Origin of the sequence: Psychromonas aquimarina ATCC BAA-1526 (genome assembly GCF_000428725.1) — a bacterium.
GTDB classification, from domain to species: Bacteria; Pseudomonadota; Gammaproteobacteria; order Enterobacterales; family Psychromonadaceae; genus Psychromonas; species Psychromonas aquimarina.
Genome location: NZ_KE386792.1, coordinates 274,078 through 293,666 on the forward strand (window position 1 = coordinate 274,078; position 19,589 = coordinate 293,666).

The 19,589-nt window shown below is 43.4% G+C and carries 17 protein-coding genes; 9 read left to right on the top strand and 8 right to left on the bottom strand.

Annotated features, from left to right (window positions below; genetic code table 11):
• Window positions 1–39: 39 nt before the first annotated feature.
• Together G337_RS0122785 and G337_RS0122790 are read right to left on the bottom strand one after the other, a co-directional pair.
• Window positions 40–1,485, bottom strand: a complete 1,446-nt coding sequence (locus G337_RS0122785; protein WP_028865892.1) for an ArnT family glycosyltransferase — start codon at window positions 1,483–1,485, stop codon at window positions 40–42.
• Window positions 1,478–2,542 (bottom strand): glycosyltransferase family 2 protein, encoded by a 1,065-nt coding sequence (locus G337_RS0122790; RefSeq protein ID WP_028865893.1) that lies wholly within the window; start codon window positions 2,540–2,542, stop codon window positions 1,478–1,480. Before G337_RS0122790 ends, G337_RS0122785 begins: the two co-directional genes overlap by 8 nt.
• A gap of 145 nt (window positions 2,543–2,687) precedes the next feature.
• On the opposite strand from G337_RS0122790, the gene G337_RS0122795 reads away from it, so the two are divergent.
• The gene (locus G337_RS0122795; RefSeq protein ID WP_028865894.1) at window positions 2,688–3,362 is read left to right on the top strand and encodes a response regulator transcription factor; all 675 of its coding nucleotides are present in this window, start codon (window positions 2,688–2,690) and stop codon (window positions 3,360–3,362) included.
• A 5-nt stretch (window positions 3,363–3,367) separates the two neighbouring features.
• Window positions 3,368–4,660 (top strand): sensor histidine kinase, encoded by a 1,293-nt coding sequence (locus G337_RS0122800; RefSeq protein WP_028865895.1) that lies wholly within the window; start codon window positions 3,368–3,370, stop codon window positions 4,658–4,660.
• Here the strand turns inward: G337_RS0122800 and G337_RS0122805 are convergent.
• The gene (locus G337_RS0122805) at window positions 4,611–5,054 is read right to left on the bottom strand and encodes a GtrA family protein (RefSeq protein WP_028865896.1); all 444 of its coding nucleotides are present in this window, start codon (window positions 5,052–5,054) and stop codon (window positions 4,611–4,613) included. The genes G337_RS0122800 and G337_RS0122805 overlap by 50 nt on opposite strands.
• 410 nt (window positions 5,055–5,464) lie before the next feature.
• On the opposite strand from G337_RS0122805, the gene G337_RS0122810 reads away from it, so the two are divergent.
• The 4 genes from G337_RS0122810 (at window position 5,465) to G337_RS0122830 (ending at window position 9,331) form a co-directional block, all read left to right on the top strand.
• On the top strand, window positions 5,465–6,115 hold the full coding sequence (locus tag G337_RS0122810; protein WP_037028460.1) for a CPBP family intramembrane glutamic endopeptidase: 651 nt from the start codon (window positions 5,465–5,467) through the stop codon (window positions 6,113–6,115).
• Between the two features lie 158 nt (window positions 6,116–6,273).
• Window positions 6,274–6,438, top strand: coding sequence for a hypothetical protein (locus G337_RS0122815; protein WP_157619446.1), 165 nt, complete (start codon window positions 6,274–6,276; stop codon window positions 6,436–6,438).
• Between the two features lie 406 nt (window positions 6,439–6,844).
• Complete coding sequence (locus tag G337_RS0122825) at window positions 6,845–7,948, top strand: FRG domain-containing protein (RefSeq protein ID WP_028865900.1); 1,104 nt, start codon at window positions 6,845–6,847, stop codon at window positions 7,946–7,948.
• Between the two features lie 465 nt (window positions 7,949–8,413).
• Window positions 8,414–9,331: a polyprenyl-phosphate transporter gene (locus G337_RS0122830; protein WP_028865901.1), complete on the top strand. Its 918-nt coding sequence runs from the start codon at window positions 8,414–8,416 to the stop codon at window positions 9,329–9,331.
• 73 nt (window positions 9,332–9,404) lie between these two features.
• Here the strand turns inward: G337_RS0122830 and G337_RS27190 are convergent, their stop codons facing one another.
• The 4 genes from G337_RS27190 to G337_RS0122855 form a co-directional block, all read right to left on the bottom strand.
• A complete protein-coding gene (locus tag G337_RS27190) occupies window positions 9,405–10,340 on the bottom strand; it encodes a GGDEF domain-containing protein (RefSeq protein WP_051303551.1) in 936 nt (311 codons plus the stop codon).
• Between the two features lie 273 nt (window positions 10,341–10,613).
• Window positions 10,614–11,915, bottom strand: a complete 1,302-nt coding sequence (locus tag G337_RS0122840) for a ferredoxin reductase family protein (protein WP_051303553.1) — start codon at window positions 11,913–11,915, stop codon at window positions 10,614–10,616.
• A gap of 62 nt (window positions 11,916–11,977) precedes the next feature.
• On the bottom strand, window positions 11,978–12,754 hold the full coding sequence (locus tag G337_RS27195) for a siderophore-interacting protein (protein WP_084605584.1): 777 nt from the start codon (window positions 12,752–12,754) through the stop codon (window positions 11,978–11,980).
• Window positions 12,755–12,848: 94 nt separating this feature from the next.
• Entirely contained in the window at window positions 12,849–13,268 is a 420-nt protein-coding gene (locus G337_RS0122855) for a MarR family winged helix-turn-helix transcriptional regulator (protein WP_028865903.1), read from the bottom strand.
• A 193-nt stretch (window positions 13,269–13,461) separates the two neighbouring features.
• On the opposite strand from G337_RS0122855, the gene G337_RS0122860 reads away from it, so the two are divergent.
• The 3 genes from G337_RS0122860 (at window position 13,462) to G337_RS0122870 (ending at window position 16,847) form a co-directional block, all read left to right on the top strand.
• The gene (locus G337_RS0122860; protein ID WP_028865904.1) at window positions 13,462–14,232 is read left to right on the top strand and encodes a glutathione S-transferase family protein; all 771 of its coding nucleotides are present in this window, start codon (window positions 13,462–13,464) and stop codon (window positions 14,230–14,232) included.
• Between the two features lie 146 nt (window positions 14,233–14,378).
• Window positions 14,379–15,830 carry a dihydrolipoyl dehydrogenase gene (locus G337_RS0122865; protein WP_028865905.1) on the top strand — a complete coding sequence of 484 codons (1,452 nt, stop codon included), beginning with the start codon at window positions 14,379–14,381 and terminating at the stop codon, window positions 15,828–15,830.
• A 132-nt stretch (window positions 15,831–15,962) separates the two neighbouring features.
• Window positions 15,963–16,847, top strand: a complete 885-nt coding sequence (locus tag G337_RS0122870) for a TDT family transporter (protein WP_028865906.1) — start codon at window positions 15,963–15,965, stop codon at window positions 16,845–16,847.
• Window positions 16,848–16,978: 131 nt separating this feature from the next.
• Here the strand turns inward: G337_RS0122870 and G337_RS27205 are convergent, their stop codons facing one another.
• The gene (locus G337_RS27205) at window positions 16,979–19,408 is read right to left on the bottom strand and encodes an endonuclease (RefSeq protein WP_084605586.1); all 2,430 of its coding nucleotides are present in this window, start codon (window positions 19,406–19,408) and stop codon (window positions 16,979–16,981) included.
• Window positions 19,409–19,589: the final 181 nt, after the last annotated feature.

The following is a 19,589-nucleotide window of genomic DNA, read 5'->3' on the forward strand; positions in this document are numbered from 1 at the left end:
GGATTCCATTAATAGAAAATCCCATTCTCTATTAATTTGTTAAATCTTGGCGGCGGCACAGTAAAACAGCTGCCGTTTTCTTGATTCCGCTCTTAATTCACAGCGACTGTCATCCTGCACAATACTCAGTGCCTGCTGCTCTTTAGCTGCCGCCAAAAATGCCGGTTCTTTTAAGTCATTTAATAACTCAGGCAGTGAACCCGTCATGGTTTTTGCCCTGCCGCTGGAATAAAACTGCGCTGAAAACGGCCGACCGTTCACATAGATTAACCGGCTTGCGGATGCTTCAATCTGCTGACTCCACTCTGCTAATAAATTTTTCTCGGCCTCTTTTCCAGTGAGATTAAAGTGCAGCAGAAACCCGGCAATAATAATAAGCAGTGGTGTTATTAAACCGGCCTTATACACTTTTTCAGGCAGCTTTAACTGACCTTGATAGCCGGCCACTAACAGAGCAAAGGCCGGCAGCCCGGGCATCACATAACTTGACAAAATATTGCCGGAAAATGTAAACAGAATGAGCGGAGACAACATCCAGCACCATAGGAAACTAAAATAGCCGTTACTGCGGACCACGCCCTCTTCTCCGGCTTTGAAAAAACGCGTCACTTGATAAAATAAAACAGGTGTCCAGGGCAGTGCCGCCAGTGCCCAGTACAGCCAGATAGTACCGCGTATCTCTTTATGAGCGGTTCCATACAGATCCCCCTGCCAGCCGCTGACAATAAAGCGTTTAATATGCTCGCCAATAATAAAGTAATTAAGAAAGCCGGGACTTTTCCATTCAGCTAATAGGTACCAGGGTAATGTAAGAATAAGGAATACAGCGATACCGCCTTTCCAGGGAAGACAGGCAGGAATAGACTTCCACCTTTTTTCACAAAGCAGCCAGATAGTTAAACTAATACCGACCAGTATCAATGTTAACGGCCCTTTTGCCAGCATGCCGATAGACAGGCCGACGAAGAACATATATCCCCAGAATCGAGACTGTTTAGTCCATGACAGCCAGAAGCCGACCATGCTTAATGTCATTCCGAATGTCAGTGCGGTATCTGTCATCACCGCACCTGAAATAACAATAAAAGCACTTGTTGTGGCTAAAACGGCAGCAGCTAACCATGCCTGCTCCTTAATGCTTTTTTCCTCTTTTGAAGCAATAATCCAGGTCAGAGCAATAATCAACAGACCAACAAACAGGTGAGGAATTCGGGCGGCAAATTCATTCACGCCGAAGAGTTCAAATCCGGCTGCACTCAGCCAGGTAAAAAGCGGCGGCTTGCCCCAGAATGGTACATTGTAGTCAAACATGGGAGTGATCCAGTTACCTGTTTCATACATTATTCTGGCCATTTCACCATAACGGGCCTCTGTAGTATCCATCAGCGGATATAAGCCGAGACTCAAGAAACGAATAACAACAGATATAAGAGTGAGCGCTATTGCGTATTGTTTTAACGATAATTTTTTCAATGAGTTAAACATTATTATTTACTTCCATATCATCTGCGCTTAACTGGCCTTTAAAGAAAATATGGTTAGCGTTTCCGGCCGCATACTTTGTTTTCTCTTCCATCACCACAAATAACGGGCGTTGTTTAGCTTCTATAAATAAACGTCCGACGTATTCCCCCATTAAACCAATTGAAAGCAGTTGAACCCCGCCCAGCAATAAAACGATGATAATGGTTGAAGGATACCCACTAACAGGATCGCCCCAGAGTATCGTTTTGGTTAAGAAAACAGCGGCTGTAATAACCGCAGCTAATGATGTAAACAGCCCGGCAGCGGTTGCCAGACGCAGAGGCCGCGTACTGAATGAAGTGATGCCTTCGAATGCAAGATGAAGCAGTTTTGTGTAGTTCCATTTAGTTTCACCCGCCTGGCGGGCATCTCGTTCAAACTGCAGTGTAGTGCGTCGGAATCCAGGCCAGGCAAATAAACCTTTCATAAAGCGGGTTCGTTCCGGCAGTTTATTTATCTGCTCAACAACCCGGCGGTCAATTAATCTAAAGTCCCCTACATTTTGTGGAATTGGAATATCCGACATAGTGTTTATTAATTTATAAAAAGCAGCTGCTGTTAAGCGTTTAAACCAGCTTTCGCCATGACGCTCACAGCGCTGCATATCGACCACATCAAAGCCCAGTTTCCATTCTTTCACCATTGCAGGAATCAATTCAGGGGGATCCTGCAGATCAGCATCGAGCAGAATAACGGCTTTGCCTTCGGCAGCCTGTAAACCCGCACTCATGGCGGCTTCTTTACCAAAATTACGGCTTAACTGAATCGTGACTATTTTATGGTTTATATTTGAAAAACCATTTGCAAGCTTAATACTGTTATCACTGCTGCCGTCATCAACATAGATAATTTCGCAGTGTTCATTTAAATTATCGAGTACTGCAGATACGCGTCTATGACACTCCTCTATCACTAACTCTTCGTTATACATTGCAATAATAATGGACAGCAGAGGTCCATCCTCTTTACTTGTATAGTGCTTATCTCGGTGCTGAGATAATGAAGTAATGGTCGACATACAATCCCTCTTAAATGTGTATTTCCAGTGTGATTAAAAGAATCGTACGGGTTGTCATGTCATAAAAATGTTTCTGACATTTTTTTCACGCTAATGTGTGCCATCATATGGATTATGATAAATACAAATCAGCACAGGTAAGATGATGAAACTGCTCCTTATTGAAGATCACCAGGACATAGCCGGCGTCATTTTTGATTTTTTCGAAATTAAAAATTACACACTGGATTATGCGAATAACGGTTTACATGGTTATGAACTCGCCAGCAGTAATCATTACGATCTGATTATTCTTGATGTCATGCTTCCGCGTATGGATGGTTTTACAGTATGCAGAAAGCTGCGCGAACAAGGTATTGATACCCCGATATTGATGCTGACAGCACGCGATACACGTGAAGATACTTTACAAGGTTTTGCCCAGGGGGCTGATGATTACCTGGTTAAACCCTTTGATTTAGAAATACTGGAAGCAAGAATTAAATCATTAACCCGTCGGCGTGTCGGCAGTACTGCCAGCAAAACACTGCAGTTCGGGGATCTTATATTAGATTTGAACAGCCATATCGTTTCTCGAAATGACTGCAGCTTCTCTTTAAACCCGACCCTGTTCACTATTTTGAAACTGATGATGCTAAAAGCCCCCAACGTTGTAAGCAGGGACGAGGTTATCTCGGCACTTTGGGGAGATGATGAACCGGAAGGTAACGTATTAAGAAGCCATATATACCAATTACGCAGCCAGATTGATAAACCATTCAAACATGCTTATATCAACACTGTGCCTAAGGTCGGCTATCAACTTATTGATAAAGAGTAAATAACATGGCTAAAGTAAAATCCGCCAAGCAGATCACTTTCACCTACTTTTCTATTGTCGCATTCGCAATTATTGCCACGCATTTTTCTCTTATGGAATCAACACTTGAGGAACTTGAACACCTTAATGCTCAGAACCGCTTAAATGACGCAAAACAAACCGCTCAAGAACTATTGGCAGATAGTCATAAAAGCACTTTGAACATTCCCCCTTTCAGCTCTGTTTATGTAGGTCTCGAGGCTGTACCGCAGAATATGGCCGTGCCTGAAAACCTTGAATTTGATAAAGCTGCAGAAATAAAACATAAAACAACAGACGGCACCGAATATTTCATAATGAAATCAAAGCTGACCATTCGCGATCAGCTGCAGACAGTCTATATTTTCTCTTCCGATGAAATTTATGAGCTTAGTGAAGAGCAGATGTTCTGGAGCCAGGCAAAACAGCTTTTCATCTCCATCACGCTGCTGCTGATCAGTTTTGTTGTTGTATTACGCATATCGCAGCGCTTGACCAGCCCGTTATCCTCATTAGCTGAAATGCTGAAAGCACGCTCTCCCCATGACTTATCCCCTATTCCTGTACCGGAAGGTGTTGAAACGAAAGAATTATTACAGCTGGTTGACTGCTTTAATCAATATCGGGCACGCCTGCACAGCTCTATTGAGCGGGAGCGTTCATTTAATCGTTACGCCAGCCACGAATTACGTACGCCGCTGATGGTTATCAAGGGCAGTGTCTCTCTGCTCGGGCAGTCTAATGAGCCGCTGTTTATAGAAAAACAGCGTCAGCGTCTGCTATCAGCCAGTAATGAAATGAATGACTTTGTAACAACATTATTATCCCTCACGCGTGATGAAGACTTGTCTAACCTGGTCCTGCGCAGTCTGGAGAAAGATGAAATTGAAAATATTGTCAGCACACATTCACACCTGATTAAGCATAAACCGGTCAGCTGTGAAGTAATCATAAAAGAAGCAGCCCAGATCAAAGTGCCGGAAACCACCATAAAAATCTTAGTCGGTAACTTAATTAAAAATGCTTTTGCGTGTACCGAGCAGGGCTTAGTATCAATTTATGTTTCACCCGATGCAATTGAAGTGATCGACAGCGGTGTGGGGCTTGATACAAAACCACGGGGGATAGAAGGTTATGGTTTGGGTCTGGTCATTGCTAATGATATCTGCCGTAAATACGGCTGGCAGCTGGATCTTGCCAATAATGCGGCAGGCGGGTGTACAGCAACAATTACGCTGCAGCCGCACGGAATACCCAGCGGTCAGCCAGTAGATAATTAGTCAGCATGCCCAGTAAAACACCGGGAAGCATAGCAGCCAGAGGCCAGGCCATCTCAAGCGCAAGAGGGTTAAGTTCAGGATATTGATTTAGGAACAGTGCAGACAAGCGGTTAATATCTACAGAATGCATTAACAGCCAGTAGCTGCTCCAGTTAGGGATAAAGCCGATACAGGAGACAGCAATAAAACGTCCCCACTGCAGCATCGGCTGAGCCGTATCAGCGGCATCAAAAGTAATATGCCGGTTTAACCACCAGTTAGAGCTGGCGGCCGCCCAGAATGCAAATGCACGGGCAGGTACAGGTGCAATGTAAAAAGACAGCAGCAGCAGCATGACAGCAGCATCCACTAAAAAACCAATGCTGCCGACGCATGCAAATCGTAATACTTTCATTTCACTACAACCCTTTTTCAAACCATCGCCAAACAGCATAATAGAGAGCAAAGATTACACTGCAAAGCGTAAAAAAAAGGTGGAAAAATAAGACTGCTTCAGGAAAAACGAGCGTAGGAGCATTTACTAGCAGAGGCGTTTTGAAGCGCATATTCACAACCACAGCTGACAAAAATTAAAAAGTCATACTACTTGCCTTTTATAATAAAATTTATGTTTTTATATAGCGCACAGTGCTTTTGCCGTCTTTCTGCATGATTTGTCTTTGACTTATTGTTTCAAGCCATTGATATATGACTCAAATCAAGTAGTCTGAACTCATATTTAAATAAACGACTGTCGCCTTTCCACTGGGAATATGACATTTTTCGTATAATAAGCTGTTAAGCGAATAGGAATGTTTGGTCAATATGGATAGACTCTCTTCAAAAACGGAGTTTTTTACAGTCATACTAATCGGGTTTGGGTATTTAACGCTTTCAAGTCTAGAGTTTGCTTTTACTGCTTCAAATCAACAAGTTGTATTCTCAAATAGTGGCTTAGAATTCTTAATGGTCTATGAGACTATTGTGCTTTTATTTCTGGGAGTATTTTTATACTCAAGAGGTTGGAAGTTTCATTGGTTAGGGCTAAAACCTTATAAGACCGATCCGATAGTTGGGATCGGGATTGCCTTATTTAGTTATCTATCTTACGTTATTGTTTATGAATTGTTTTTATATTTTACATCAGCTGGTATAAATGAAGATGTTTTTAGTGGAAATTTGGATTTACTTTACGTAATAATAATATCTATTATTAATCCAATATTCGAAGAAGTACTTGTTTGTGGTTATGTTATCAGTTACTTCAAACAGTCATCTAAAAGCTTCTGGTTTGCTATCAATGTTAGTTTACTTATTCGGTTAAGTTACCATCTCTATCAGGGAACAGTTGGTGTTTTATCTATTATACCTTTAGGGTTGGTTTTTACTTATTGGTTTGCTAAAACTGGGCGGTTGTGGCCAGTGATAATAGCTCATATTCTTTTTGACTTTATTGGCCTTGTTGTATTCGTTTAAAATTCGCCTAACAAGTTGCTGCACTCGGACTCGATACAGTTGTCACTGTTTTTGCTAAAAGAAAAAGCTGCAAAAACAACACCAACTTACTCGCTGGTGAGCAAGGCGTTGCAAGCCAGTTTAACAAGATGAAGTATTTAATTTTCGAAGGTGGAGTGATGAATAAAAAATCGAAAAAAGAAGATGTAAAGGCTGAACCTAAGCCTAACAGAGCAACCTGTCCAACTGGAGAACCGGGTCGGCCAGTTGATGCTGATGATGGTGATCTTCAGAAACCTGGTGGTGCGCATACTCAAACTAGTGGCGGTCACAGAAGAGGATGATCTGTCTGTAAATAGGTACTGCATACAAGGCAATTAAGTCGGATTCGTTATGTTGCTGTCGTAATTGAAGTAATTAATAAAACTTGCGAGCACTTATAAATGGAATTGGTTGGTTTACTATTTGGATTTTGGCTATTCGTTTTTAGTAAATTATTTAGAGAAAGTTGGATATATGAGTTTAAAAGCTCAAACTTCATATTTAAGGTTTTCCAATTAACAGGTGCAATTTTATCCGCTGTAGTTACCTTTATTCTACCAATAGGATATCTGATATGGCTGGTAGTTTTTGCATAAATAGCAACATAACAAGAATTTTCAAGCAGACAATTTACAGCTGATCATCGCTTCGCGATTATAACCAGCTTAAATTGGCGTTTATGTTTATATCCGATATGAGGAGTATTTAGTGAAAGGTCAGTGGATTGGGAAATATACAGGAGATGTAGACGGAAAAATCATGGTTAATATCGATGATGTAGGGAAGCATTATGAAGTTGTTGCATATATTAACCCTTATGACAAACATATCCCATCTACTGTGGCCTATTTTGATCCTATTGAAAAAGCAGAAAAAGTTTCAGTAAAGGCATACCTAGCACCTGTGAATCCAGAAAATGGCTTGCAAGCTAAATGGGAAGATATTAAAGGTTTATTTCCTGATGGCGTAAACCATTCAAATGAAGCTGACGTCGATTTTGTATATGATGGAACACATCTTAAAATATCAGCTACAACCGACATAGGCGTAAATTTCAATTCGCTGATTAAAAAGTCAGAGCAAAAAAACGATTCAAGTATTGATGGAATTCCAATGAGTTGGGTTGAGTATAAAAATCATGTGTCAGGCCTATTGGGAAAAGGCTACTTGTTTCGCGGTCAACAAAAGCCTTGGCGTTTGCAAACGACATTTCATAGGCTTGGTAGATATAGAATAAGTGAGTTCACTAACGTCGATGTCAAACAACTTCATCAGCGCTTATGTGCAATTACACCTCATTTTTTTGACTTAAATGATCCTCAACAAAATGGTGCTTTCTTTAATCTATTGCAACATCATGGTTATCCTACGCCACTTTTGGATTGGAGCTACTCTCCATTTGTATCTGCTTTTTTTGCTTTTAGAGATTGCGCTAAAAATTATAGCGGAGATGAAGCAGTGAGGGTGTATCTTTTTAACTATGATAAATGGAAATTTATATTCCCACAAATCACAACTTTAGATCCACCATTTCCACATTTATCTGTAACTGATTTTATTGCTCTAGATAACCCCAGAATGATCCCGCAACAAGCATTAACTACTGTAACGAACCTTGAAAATATAGAGGCCTACCTGCAAGAAAAAGAAGCAGAAACAGGGGAATGCTTTATTGAAGCAATAGATATACCAGCTAACGATAGAGAGTTAGCAATGAAAGAGCTTGGTTACATGGGGATAACTGCTGGCTCAATGTTTCCTGGAGTAGATGGTGTGTGTGAAGAACTTAGAGAACGAAATTTCGATAAATAAACATACAAACTGTTTAGGCTGACAGCCAGCGCGCGGCATTTTCAGTTCCAATTGTTTTTTGGTGTAACCGGTGCGCTGCTTTAGGTTGCTCATGGCGCAGCTCTGCAGCTTAACAACCTTGAATTGTATAAAAAATGTACTAGCCAAGCTATCCGTCTGTGATCTAAGGGTTATTATTCGCCTAGAGTGAAATGTTTGCAATTGACGGCTGCAAGATAAAGATAAAAGACAACTCAGGTAAAATATCTGCTGAACACTGAGTAAAGCTATGGTCTATATAGCACAAAACAAATTAGAGACTTACGGTAAAAATGTAAATTTATCACCAGCAACACATAACATTTTAACCGCAGGGCCATGATAAATAAGTACTTTATATATACCTGTCATCAAAAACTTTTTTTTCACCTCGATATAGTATAATGCGCTCGATTTAATAAATTTTTAACTTTAGGGCAGAGAATAATGAGTAAAGTATTTACCTTTTTAAAGGGTATGGCGATGGGAGCCGCCGATGTTGTACCCGGTGTATCGGGGGGAACTGTCGCGTTTGTCACAGGTATTTACGATACACTGCTGGAAAGTATCCGACGCATCAATCCCGGCTTAATTACTGTTATTAAGCAGCAGGGAGTTAAAGGAGCATTTAATCATATTAACGGCACCTTTCTGATTCTTTTATTATCAGGAATTTTAACCAGTATTTTTACTCTCGCACAGGTGATCACCTGGATGCTTGTTACCCACCCTATTCCGCTCTGGTCGTTTTTCTTCGGTTTGATTATTGTATCGGTTATGCATATGTTCAAACAGATCGAACAATGGCAGGTAACACGTTTTATTTCAGTTGCAGCCGGAATTTTCTTTGCTTACGGCATTACCGTTCTTCATCCCCTGAATATGGAACCGACACATCTGAATATGATGCTTGCGGGATCTATTGCAATATGCGCCATGATTCTTCCAGGAATTTCCGGCAGCTTTATTCTGCTGCTGCTGGGTATGTACGGCCCGATATTAGCGGCCGCTAAGTCATTTGATATTGTCACTCTGGCACTGTTTGCATCAGGCTGCTTAATCGGCCTGCTGTCGTTCTCACACCTTTTATCATGGCTGTTACGTAATTACCGTGATATTACCCTGACCTTCTTAACAGGTTTGATGATCGGCACGCTGAATAAAATCTGGCCGTGGAAAGAGGTGCTTACCTGGCGGACAAATTCAAGCGGTGAACAAGTGCCGTTATTAGAGCAGAATTTATCACCATTTGCTTTTGAACAAGCTACCGGCAATCATCCATTAATCATTTATGCGCTGGCGGCAGGGATACTAGGCTTTACCACTGTATGGGCATTAGAAAAGTTTGCAGCTAAAACGGCATAATTTTATTTAATATTCTGCTGATCACAGCGTATATTTCACACCGGGCTGTCCCCTGCAGCCCCGGTAATCAGTATTAGACAAGGAAAACTTCAATTCTATTACGACCGGCTTCTTTTGCTTTATACAGAGCCTCATCAGCTTGATTCATTAACTGCTCCAGATTTTCGCTCGAATCGGATAATTCAGCTATACCGATAGATGTTGTCAGAGTGATCACATGCTCCCCGTAAGTGATGCTCAATTCAGCAACTTCCTGAAGGATACGTTCCGCTATCGTCACTGCGCCCTCTAATTCAGTACCAGGAAGCAGAATCGAAAATTCTTCACCTCCCAGACGAGAAAATATATCACTGCTTCGCAGCAGCTGCTGACAGCATACCGTCAATGCGGTCAGTACCTGATCCCCAGCCTGGTGACCGTAATTATCATTAATAAGTTTAAAGTGATCGATATCCAGAGCCAGCAGACTAAGCGGAAGGCTGTAGCGCAGACTCCGCTCAAACTCAATTTCTGCCAGTTCAAAAAAATTGCGGCGGTTACTGATACCGGTCAGAGGATCCGCAGCGGCCAGTTTTTCAACATGAATCAATGCCTGACGCAGTTCAGATTCGGTATTTTTCAGCTTAGTAATCTCAGTCCCGTAGAGAAAAACATAATTATCCGCGTTGATAAGGCGTGAAATTTTCATCCACCTTCCATCCTCAATATGCAGTTCAAAGGATCGGAATCCCCCTCCCTCGATGTCTTCGATACTCTTTCTAAAAAAAGCCGCTATATCATCGCTGTCAATCTTAAGAGTGCCTCCAGAGGCGTACAATTGGCTGAATAGTTCGCTAAAACTTAACCCTTCTGCCTGACTTATGCTGAGACCAAAACTGCTGGAAAATCTATGGTTACAGAAAATCAGTACTCGGGACGGGTCAAAAATAGCATAACCATCCTTACTGGCCTTGAACATATCAATAAGTAAGGTATTAAATTGTTCTAAAGAGCTGCTGATAATAGGCATAAGACACTCACTTAACAGGTAATTTAATCCGTTTAATAAGTGTAGAACAGAGGCTGATTCCTGCCTCGAACTGAAGTGCCTAAGTGGTCAAATTCTAAGTAAAAAGACAGTTTAAATCCGGCTCCTCCTGAGCTTAATGTTCAGGGCGGAATTATTAATCAGAAGAGCTGTCGGCAGTTGAATTTCGCCTTAATCCGGGATCAGCGCCAGTAGAGTATGAACAAAATTACTCATCTTACCGCTGGCGCTGTGTTTTCATCATATACAAAATTGTTAACGCATATTAAACAGCTCCCTTTGAAAGCGGACAGGGGCATTTTTACTTTTCGCTAAGGCATCACTCAGGGTCTCCGCAAACAGCGCCGGCCCGCAGAAGCTCAGCGAATATGCCTGTTTTTTAACTTTATTGATGATCTCTTCGGCACTCAGCAGCCGCCCTTCCTGCGCAATTAAAATATGCAGAGTTACATTGCTGATACACTGCGTCAGAGCCTGTAAGCGCTGAACAAAATAGGCGTCGGATTTAGAATTGACGCAGTAATAAAAATCGACTTCAGCATGACAGACTTTCATCCTGACCATGGCTTCAAGCCAGGCAACAAAGGGAGCGATACCAATCCCTGCACCTACCCAGATCTGCCTTGCATGACTGTCAGGCTGAAATTCACCGTAAGGCCCCTCCAAGGTTACAGCCTGCTTATTCGTTAAACGGGTAAGCAGACTCTCGGTATAATCGCCCAGATTTTTTATTGCAAACTCCGCTTCCTGGGTACGGGAGCAGTAATTCAGCACAGTGAAGGGATGCGGGGATTCATTGTCGTGAAAATCCAGATAGGCAAACTGTCCTGCTGTATAGCGGATTCCATTACTAAGGTGAACTTTTATATGTACACCATTATTAAACGGCTGGAGATCGCTAATTTCACCCGAAGTTTTACGCTTTGCACCAATCTTACCCGTAAGAGAAATCACAGAGGCGGCAGTCCCCAATACACATAAACCCCATATAAACATATTAAAAGGCAGCATGGAAAGCTCATAGTCGAGCAGTGTTAAACTATGAAAAGCACAGGCGATAAATATTGCTCCTCCTAATTTATGTATTAAACGAAACTTCTTATAACTAACGGCCTGCATCAGACTGATAATGACAAAGATTAAAAATATCTTGAATACTATATCTCCCGTACTTTCGCCGAGTTCCCGCCAGTTTATGCCTTCAATAAGTACACTGCCGGCCTTTTCAGGACGTACAATATAACCAAGTTGTACTAACCCCTTCATACCGTTAACCAGCAGCCAGTGAATAATTAAACTGATTAAGGCGGCTATCCCCAGATGCTTATGAAGACGGTACATTTTATCCAGACCGTCTAAGGGTTTTTCTAACCATGCCGGGCGGACAGCCAGCACCATTGCCAGGGTCATATAGGCGGCCGCTAAGCCGCCGCTTAATAAAATTAACTGGTGCCGCCAGAAAAAAATGGACAGAGATGCAGATGGAAGCTGCATAAGTACAGCAGACAGCCAAAGCGCGGTCACGAAAGCTGTGATTAAAAAAAGATAACGATTCATAATAGATCCCGCAGGTAGATGAATTAAAACGACTTAGCTTTGTTTTTACATAAACAGGCCTGTTACGCAGACTTACCCCTGATCCAATAGCTGCTTGTATGAATATTGGAGCGGTCAATATTGAGCTGCTCCTGCAGAACAGTCGTTAACTTTTTTACCTGCGCCGCTTCAAGGCCTAAGAATACCTGCGTATCTTCAGGAAGCTGACCGGCCAGCTTAAGAACAGATTCAGACAACTCACTCTCTTCTTCTACCAGCCACTGGATTGAAACATGTTCGCCGACATCCAGTTTAATAACATCATCCCGGCCTGGTACCAGAAGAAGCACATGCACGTCTGCTTCAGCCGGCGTTGATTGAGCAAATGCACTAACAGCATTGATAGAAGTCAGATCGCCGACCAATAAAAAAGCTTGAGCAGTAAACCGGGTAAGTTTTTTAACACCCGGCCCGGCAATACCAAGGTAATCACCTTTTTTTGCCTGCGCAGCCCAGTTAGTTGCAGGCCCCTGGTGGCGGTTGACAACAAAATCAAGCGACAACTGATTGCTTAGCGGATCATATTTTTGAATGGTATATGAACGCATTACCGGCTTATCCTTACCACCTAGATCAAGGACCGGCTTTTGTTCTCCTGCCGCGGGAAGAACAACTTTCACATGTGCACCTTCTTCGCCAGCAGGAAAACCATATAAACCCTTTCCAGTAAAAACGATGCGCCTTAGATGAGGCGTCAGATCAATAACATTCGTTACCTGCGTTAAACGGACATTCCTTTTTTCACTGCTTCTCCGGGAAGAGCTAGTGCGCGCATTAATTTTTTCGGGAAATTTTCTCATCTATGCCTGCCTCTCATTTAGTTGACACATTCAACTATATCGACTTAGTTGATTTTGTCAACTATATTTTACAGACCGCCTATGCTGAATTTCCTTAATTAAGGTTTTTGATCATGGTTTGAACGACATTCTGGAATACAGCCAGCTCCTGCTCAGACAAGCCCTGCTGCATACGTTTACTGACCGCGGCTTCTTCCTGGCGGACTTTATCAATCAGTTCTCTGCCGGCAGCAGTCAGTACCAGTAACTGACTACGTTTGTCGGCTATGTTTGCTGTTTTTTCAATCCATCCCTTCTTGACCATGTCTTTAATTAAAATAGATATTTGCGATTTATCCCGTGTTAATCCCTGCACGATACTGTTAGCGGTACAGCTGGGGGTTTCCGCAATAAAGCGCAAACACTGAACATGCATTGCATTGATATTTAAAGACTTTGCATCAATCGCACTGCGCATTTCAGAGCGGTAACTCTGTATTAAGGTAAATAAATACTTGCCTGTTGAATTATTCATAAATGATCTTTTCTAATTTAAGCTTCGAAATATAGTTGACAACATCAACCAAATGGATGTAGTTTATATTATCAACTAAATGGTGTGGCGTGAAGTAAAGTCATCAGCAAATCTGCAGACAGTAGAAAAAACAGCTGAATGATTTAGAAAACTTTATGTTAATACCGTGTATTTACATTATGAGGATAAGAATATGGGAATCATCAAAGCAGGCAATAAATCAGTGGAAAGCCTTAAAGGGCTGCATCTGTATCACTTCGGTTTTTCTAACTGTGCAATGCGCGTCAGAATTGCCCTGGAAGAAAAAGGACTCGAATGGCAAAGCCATCTGGTCGATATTATGAAGGGTGAACAGCTGACCAAAGAATATATCGGCATCAACCCTAATGCGGTCGTACCAACCCTGGTTGATAACGGTGTGGTTATCATAGACTCTGCCGATATTATTGATTACCTGGATAAAGAGTACTCAGCCGGTTCGCTGCGTCCTGGCTCTCAGGAAAACGAGCAGCAGATGTACGACTGGGTGTATCTGGCCAGAGACAATCACCTTTCCATCAAAACCTACATGTACGCCAACGTTGGTCTTCTGGAAAAGATGAAAAGAACCCCGGAGGCAATGGAAGAGTACCGTAAGAATCAAACCTTTGATTCTGCCCTGCTGGAATTCCATGAGCGCTTTAATTCCAATGAGGGCTTTTCAAAAGAAGATCTGCATAAGGCAACGACGGTTATTGATGACTGCTTTGCACAAATGAACGAGCGCCTGAAAGATCATGACTGGTTAGCTGGTGACAACTTCTCTCTTGCCGATATCGCCTGGATCCCGCAGCTGGTTATTCTGAAGGTAGCTAAATATCCGTTCGAAAACTACCCGCATCTAGTGAAATGGAAGAATGCCGTTATCGAACGCCCGAGCTTTAAACAGGGCGTTTTAGCCTGGCTGCCGGAAATGGGCAGCTGATACCGCTCTGCCCCTGTTTTACCTGCAGATACTGTCAGGTATTTAACGGTGCTAAGCACATACTCAGGCTAAACCAGCCGGCAAAATAAAAGGAGGTTCGCATCTTGGAAGCGAACCTCCAGCAAGACTTAATTAGAGAGAACTGAATGAAAACCCTTAATATTGATGTTGCTGTCATTGGCGGCGGTACCGCCGGCCTGGGGGCATACCGGGCGGCGAAAGCGCATACCGACAGCGTAATAATGATTGAAAGCGGCCCTTACGGTACAACCTGTGCGCGTGTCGGCTGCATGCCTTCCAAGCTTCTGATTGCGGCGGCAGAAAGCGTTCATCAGATAAAAAAAGCACCGGGCTTTGGTGTCCACTCACAGGGGGAGATCGTGATCAACGGCCGTGAAGTGATGGATCGTGTGAAGCGTGAACGAGACCGCTTTGTGGGGTTTGTGCTGGAAGGGGTTGATGAAATACCAGCTGGCGACAAGCTCTCAGGCCATGCGAAATTCATTGATAATAACACCCTGCAGATTGATGATCATACCCGGATCAGTGCCCGGCGTATTGTTATTGCCACGGGCTCTCGTCCCGCTTACCCGGCGGTCTGGAATGAACTGGGAGAGCGCCTGATCATCAATGACGACGTGTTCAACTGGGATGATCTGCCGGATTCTGTGGCGGTCTTTGGTCCGGGCGTGATTGGGCTTGAGTTGGGCCAGGCACTGCAGCGCTTAGGGGTAGAAGTTGTGATGTTCGGCATTGGCGGGCAGGTGGGCCCGCTGACAGATCCTGAAGTTATGGATTATGCACAGCGTACTTTCAATGAGGAGTTCTATCTTGATCCCGATGTGCATATAGAAAGCATGAAACGTCAGGGCGATGCCGTTGAAATCAAATACATGAATAAAGATAACGAACTGCAGAAAATTACGGTTGATTATGTGCTTGCCGCTACAGGGCGCCGCCCTAATGTAGACCAGCTGGCAGTTGAAAATACCGCACTACAGCTGGATGAACGTGGTGTTCCAACTGCGGACTACTTTACTCTGCAGACATCAGTCGATAATATTTTTATTGCCGGCGATGCCAGCAATCAGCTGCCGCTGCTGCATGAAGCAGCCGATCAGGCCCGAATTGCCGGTGACAACGCCGGCCGTTTTCCGGATATCCGCGCCGGACTGCGCCGCTCGAAGATCTCAGCCGTTTTCTGTGATCCGCAGATTGCAATGGTGGGAGAAACCTACAAGGAGATAGACACTCGTCACGGCGGCTGCGGATGTTTTGAAACCGGTGTTGTATCCTTTGAAAACCAGGGGCGTTCGCGCGTTATGCTGCGCAATAAAGGTGTACTGCATCTCTATGGCGAACACGGTACGGGCCGCTTCCTGGGGGCTGAAATGATTGGTCCGAACGCCGAACATTTAGCCCACCTGTTAGCCTGGGCCCACCAGAACAATATGACCGTATCTGAAATGCTGGATATGCCTTTCTACCATCCGGTTATTGAAGAAGGTGTGCGTACAGCACTGCGTGATCTGAATGCGAAACTGCATATTGGTCCGGAAATGATTAAGCATTGTCTGGACTGCGGCCCAGGTTGTTAATCTCACTCCACTCAGCAGATCTAAGAAGATCTGCAGGTCAGCTTATTTGAGCTATTCACTCTTAGAGCGCATTTTGAAAGTTAATATTTCAGACCTGTGAAGTATACGCCTTGAATTAATGGATGAACCCCTTTGAATAGAAATAGTTTAAATATCGGTTACTGTGCCCTAGCCCTTGGAATAACAGGGGCTTTAAATACCTTAAAATACTTTAGACTAGAGAATAACTTTATGGAGCCGCTTCTTATAGGAACGGCTCTTTCTCTCCTGACATACTATATTGCAGAGTCCCTTAAAAATAAAAACAGATTCATTAAAGAGGCACAAAATAGAACAACCTTAACTCTTATTCCAACCATTTTTATGGCTTCTGCGAATATGTCTGCTTATATAGAGCTGAAAACGCTATGGTTTTTCATTGTCGGCGGGCACTTCCTCTATAGTCTCTTTTTTTACAAAAAAGTCCTTTTTAAAGGTCTGCCTATTGTTTCCGATTACATCCCTTTAGCCGGGCTTGCTGTCAATATTCCCCATGCCCGCCTCTTTCAAGCGGATCTATTAGGATGGTTTCTTCTCCTCTACGCTATAACCGGTTATCTGCTCGTCAGCTGCAGGCTTATTCTATACTGGAAGCATTTTATAACTGCCAATCCGCTTCCTCTTTTAGGGATCCTTTGTGCTCCATTGAGTCTCTGTATTCAAGGGGCGCTTATATACCTTGACAATAGTTTACTGATTAAAGGAGCCTTAATCCTCAGCCTGGTCTGTACCTTTATTGTGTATCTGGTAATAGGGGCTGTTTTTATACGGCCATTTTCTCTCAGCTGGGCCTCCCTTACTTTTCCCACCTCTGTTTCTGCTCTGGCTCACCTTCAAGGAGGTATTTTTCTGGAAAACGACAAACTGACGGCTATAGGGTACTGCGAGGTCTTTTTCTCGTGTTCCATTCTTATGCTGGTATCTATTGGAGCACTTATCAAGATTTTTCCACGTAAACGTTTATCTGAAGGGCATTAGCAAAAGTATTTAAAAAGCAAGGAATATCTGCAGTTTACTGTCTTCCTCAAGAACATCACTTATAAAAGACAAAAAAGCCGCCTGGAATAAGGCGGCTAACTTACAAAGTTTATTAAACAGCTAACTTACTGCTAGAAGGACTGATTCTGGTTAAGCGCTCCTTTTGTAGCGGCGGCCGGAGCCTGCCAGCTGAATGCACTGTATTCCGATCCCGTACCCGAAAGCTGCAGGGAATATCCGCTTTGGGTAGAAGATGTTTCTGCAACGCCTACATCAGTTGAAGCCGTGCCGGCAGCTGATCCGTCAGCAGCAGTCATCGAACCTTCGTAACTAAGAAACTGAACCACAGTACCGCTGTCATCAACTAATGCAAAACCATCCGGACCGCCGTTTTGTAAACTTGCAGTATCAAAAGCAATAGTTCCAAACCCATTGCTCTGATTTGCAATTACACCGGACAAATCAAAGGTCTTATATACAGTGCCGTTACCGCCGTTATAAGCCTCGATTTTCCAGCCGCTAAGGTCTGTACCTGCGCTGCCTGCTATTTCGATAAACTCGTTTACATCCGTAGACGCGTTATCATAATGAAACTCATTAATCCAAGGTACGCTCACTACATTTTCTACCGTCACCGTAGTTGAAGTGCTGGCTGAAGCTCCGTCATTATCAGTTACGGTAAGAGTAACTGTGTATGAACCGTCGGCACTATAGCTGTAACTTGGGTTTACACCGGCTGCATTACCGCCGTCACCGAAACTCCAGCTGTAGCTGGTAATTGTACCGTCTGAATCACTGCTGGCAGCCGCATCAAATGTACAGCTGAGGTTATTACACGACTCGGTCAAAGATGCACTCGGTGCTTTGTTTACCGGAACAGACGAAGCAAATACCTGCCCGTTATTCAGCTGCCCTGAAGTATTAGCCGCGGCCGCCTGCCAGCTGAATTCAGCATAGCTTGTGCCGCTGCCGCTCAGCTGCAGGGAATGACCTGAAGGTGTTGATGACGTTTCTGAAACACCAACATCAACAGATGTCACACCGGCCGCCGCACCGTCAGCAGCAGTAAATGAACCTTCATAACTGATGAACTGCACTAACTTGCCGCTGTTATCTACTAGAGCAAGACCGTCCGGTGCACCATTCTGCAGTCCGGAAGCGGCAAAACTTAAAGTACCAAAACCAGCCTGCTGATCAGTAATAACACCTGACAGGTTTACTGTTTTATAGGCAGATCCGTCTTTGCCGTTATAAGCGACAATTGTCCAGCCGCTTAAGTTAAGACCGGCAGATCCGGCTACCTCAACGGATTCACCTACATCAGTACTGGCATTGTCGTAGTGAAATTCATTGATCCATAAAACCGTTTCAGCCGAACCGCTGTCAGTGGTTGCAAATGCTTCACTGCTTTGTGCAGACTCATTATTCGAGCTGTCTACAGCCGTTATAACGTAGAAGTAAGTTGTGTTAGCAGCGACACTATTGTCGCTATAAGCACTGGTGGTCACAATAGAACTATTAAGTTTTACGTAACTGCCGCCGGCACTGTCACTTCGGTAAACGTTATAGCCAGCCATATCCTGCTCAGTATTGGCATTCCAGGTCAGCTCAACCAGACCGCTGCCGCCTGTGGCCATAAAGTCTGACGGCATTGCCGGCGGTACAGTATCTCCTCCAGAGCTGCAGTTATTCTCAAATACACAATCTATATATTCAGGGTGATCAACAAACGGATTTCGGTTACCCTGGAAGCTGTAAACCGCTTCATTATGTCTGTATTCATAGGCGTCAACCGGATCATCTTTATGCCATTGAAGCAGTACCGATTTTAATCCCATATAAGCGACGGTGCCGTTAGCACCGGTATTTGAAGCACCAATAAGCGAGCGGTCATCGGTCAGAATTAAGTCAGGCTCCGCCACACCGGTAATTGAATGGGTGCCGCCCTCATAACGGACACTTAAGTACATCAGAGCACGGGCAACATCTCCCCTTCTGCCCTGCCATGTCTGCCAGCTGCCGGTTTCACCTGAGCCGGTAGTCCAGTTTGATTCACTGCTGCTGCCGCCGCGGTTATTATTAACCAGGGTCACCTTTTCGCTGCATGATGTATCACAGGTTCCATAGGGTTTATTATTGCGGCTTGAGTTGTAGCTGCTGTCAGCAATAAACAGGTGGTGGGTATCGGTATAGGGGTAATTAGTGCTTCCGTCTTTAGGAAAACCGTAAGATTTAGGCCAGCTGTGTTCGCGGTTGTAGAATGAGTTACCGCCGCCGGCTTTGCTGTAACTGGCATTTTTATAAACATCAATAACATTATTGGCGTTATCGGGATCCTGATCAGCAGCCTCTAGAATATCCCAGGTATCTGTGGAACTAGAGGTATAAGGGAAACGCTGGTGATCGTCAATTATCTCATGTAATGAGTTTCTAAGTGTCTGTGAGTCGCTAGTGTCCACCGTACTGTAGTAACCGTCGGGGATAGCTGCAAAAGCAGAAGTATTCACTAATAACATGGCTGGAACTATAAGTTTTACTGCATCATTTTTTTTAAAATACATAAATAGTAGATCCTAAATTAATAAATTTATAAATATTCTCCTAATCACTTTCTAACCTCACCAAGATATTGAAAAATCAATTAAGGCAGCCTTATTTGATTTTCCTGTCTGACAAAGTTTGAGAGCTCATCAGGTAAATATTTGTTAATTCGCTGACATCCTGTGCATTAATTGATCGCCT

Bases quoted from the DNA above. Each gene is read 5' to 3' on its own strand.
- G337_RS0122810 (WP_037028460.1), top strand. From the start codon at position 5,465: ATGGATAGACTCTCTTCAAAAACGGAGTTTTTTACAGTCATACTAATC.
- G337_RS0122795 (WP_028865894.1), top strand. From the start codon at position 2,688: ATGAAACTGCTCCTTATTGAAGATCACCAGGACATAGCCGGCGTCATT.
- G337_RS0122860 (WP_028865904.1), top strand. From the start codon at position 13,462: ATGGGAATCATCAAAGCAGGCAATAAATCAGTGGAAAGCCTTAAAGGG.
- G337_RS0122785 (WP_028865892.1), bottom strand. From the start codon at position 1,485: ATGTTTAACTCATTGAAAAAATTATCGTTAAAACAATACGCAATAGCG.
- G337_RS0122805 (WP_028865896.1), bottom strand. From the start codon at position 5,054: ATGAAAGTATTACGATTTGCATGCGTCGGCAGCATTGGTTTTTTAGTG.
- G337_RS0122855 (WP_028865903.1), bottom strand. From the start codon at position 13,268: ATGAATAATTCAACAGGCAAGTATTTATTTACCTTAATACAGAGTTAC.
- G337_RS0122790 (WP_028865893.1), bottom strand. From the start codon at position 2,542: ATGTCGACCATTACTTCATTATCTCAGCACCGAGATAAGCACTATACA.
- G337_RS0122815 (WP_157619446.1), top strand. From the start codon at position 6,274: ATGAATAAAAAATCGAAAAAAGAAGATGTAAAGGCTGAACCTAAGCCT.
- G337_RS0122865 (WP_028865905.1), top strand. From the start codon at position 14,379: ATGAAAACCCTTAATATTGATGTTGCTGTCATTGGCGGCGGTACCGCC.
- G337_RS0122800 (WP_028865895.1), top strand. From the start codon at position 3,368: ATGGCTAAAGTAAAATCCGCCAAGCAGATCACTTTCACCTACTTTTCT.
- G337_RS0122830 (WP_028865901.1), top strand. From the start codon at position 8,414: ATGAGTAAAGTATTTACCTTTTTAAAGGGTATGGCGATGGGAGCCGCC.
- G337_RS27195 (WP_084605584.1), bottom strand. From the start codon at position 12,754: ATGAGAAAATTTCCCGAAAAAATTAATGCGCGCACTAGCTCTTCCCGG.
- G337_RS27190 (WP_051303551.1), bottom strand. From the start codon at position 10,340: ATGCCTATTATCAGCAGCTCTTTAGAACAATTTAATACCTTACTTATT.
- G337_RS27205 (WP_084605586.1), bottom strand. From the start codon at position 19,408: ATGTATTTTAAAAAAAATGATGCAGTAAAACTTATAGTTCCAGCCATG.
- G337_RS0122840 (WP_051303553.1), bottom strand. From the start codon at position 11,915: ATGAATCGTTATCTTTTTTTAATCACAGCTTTCGTGACCGCGCTTTGG.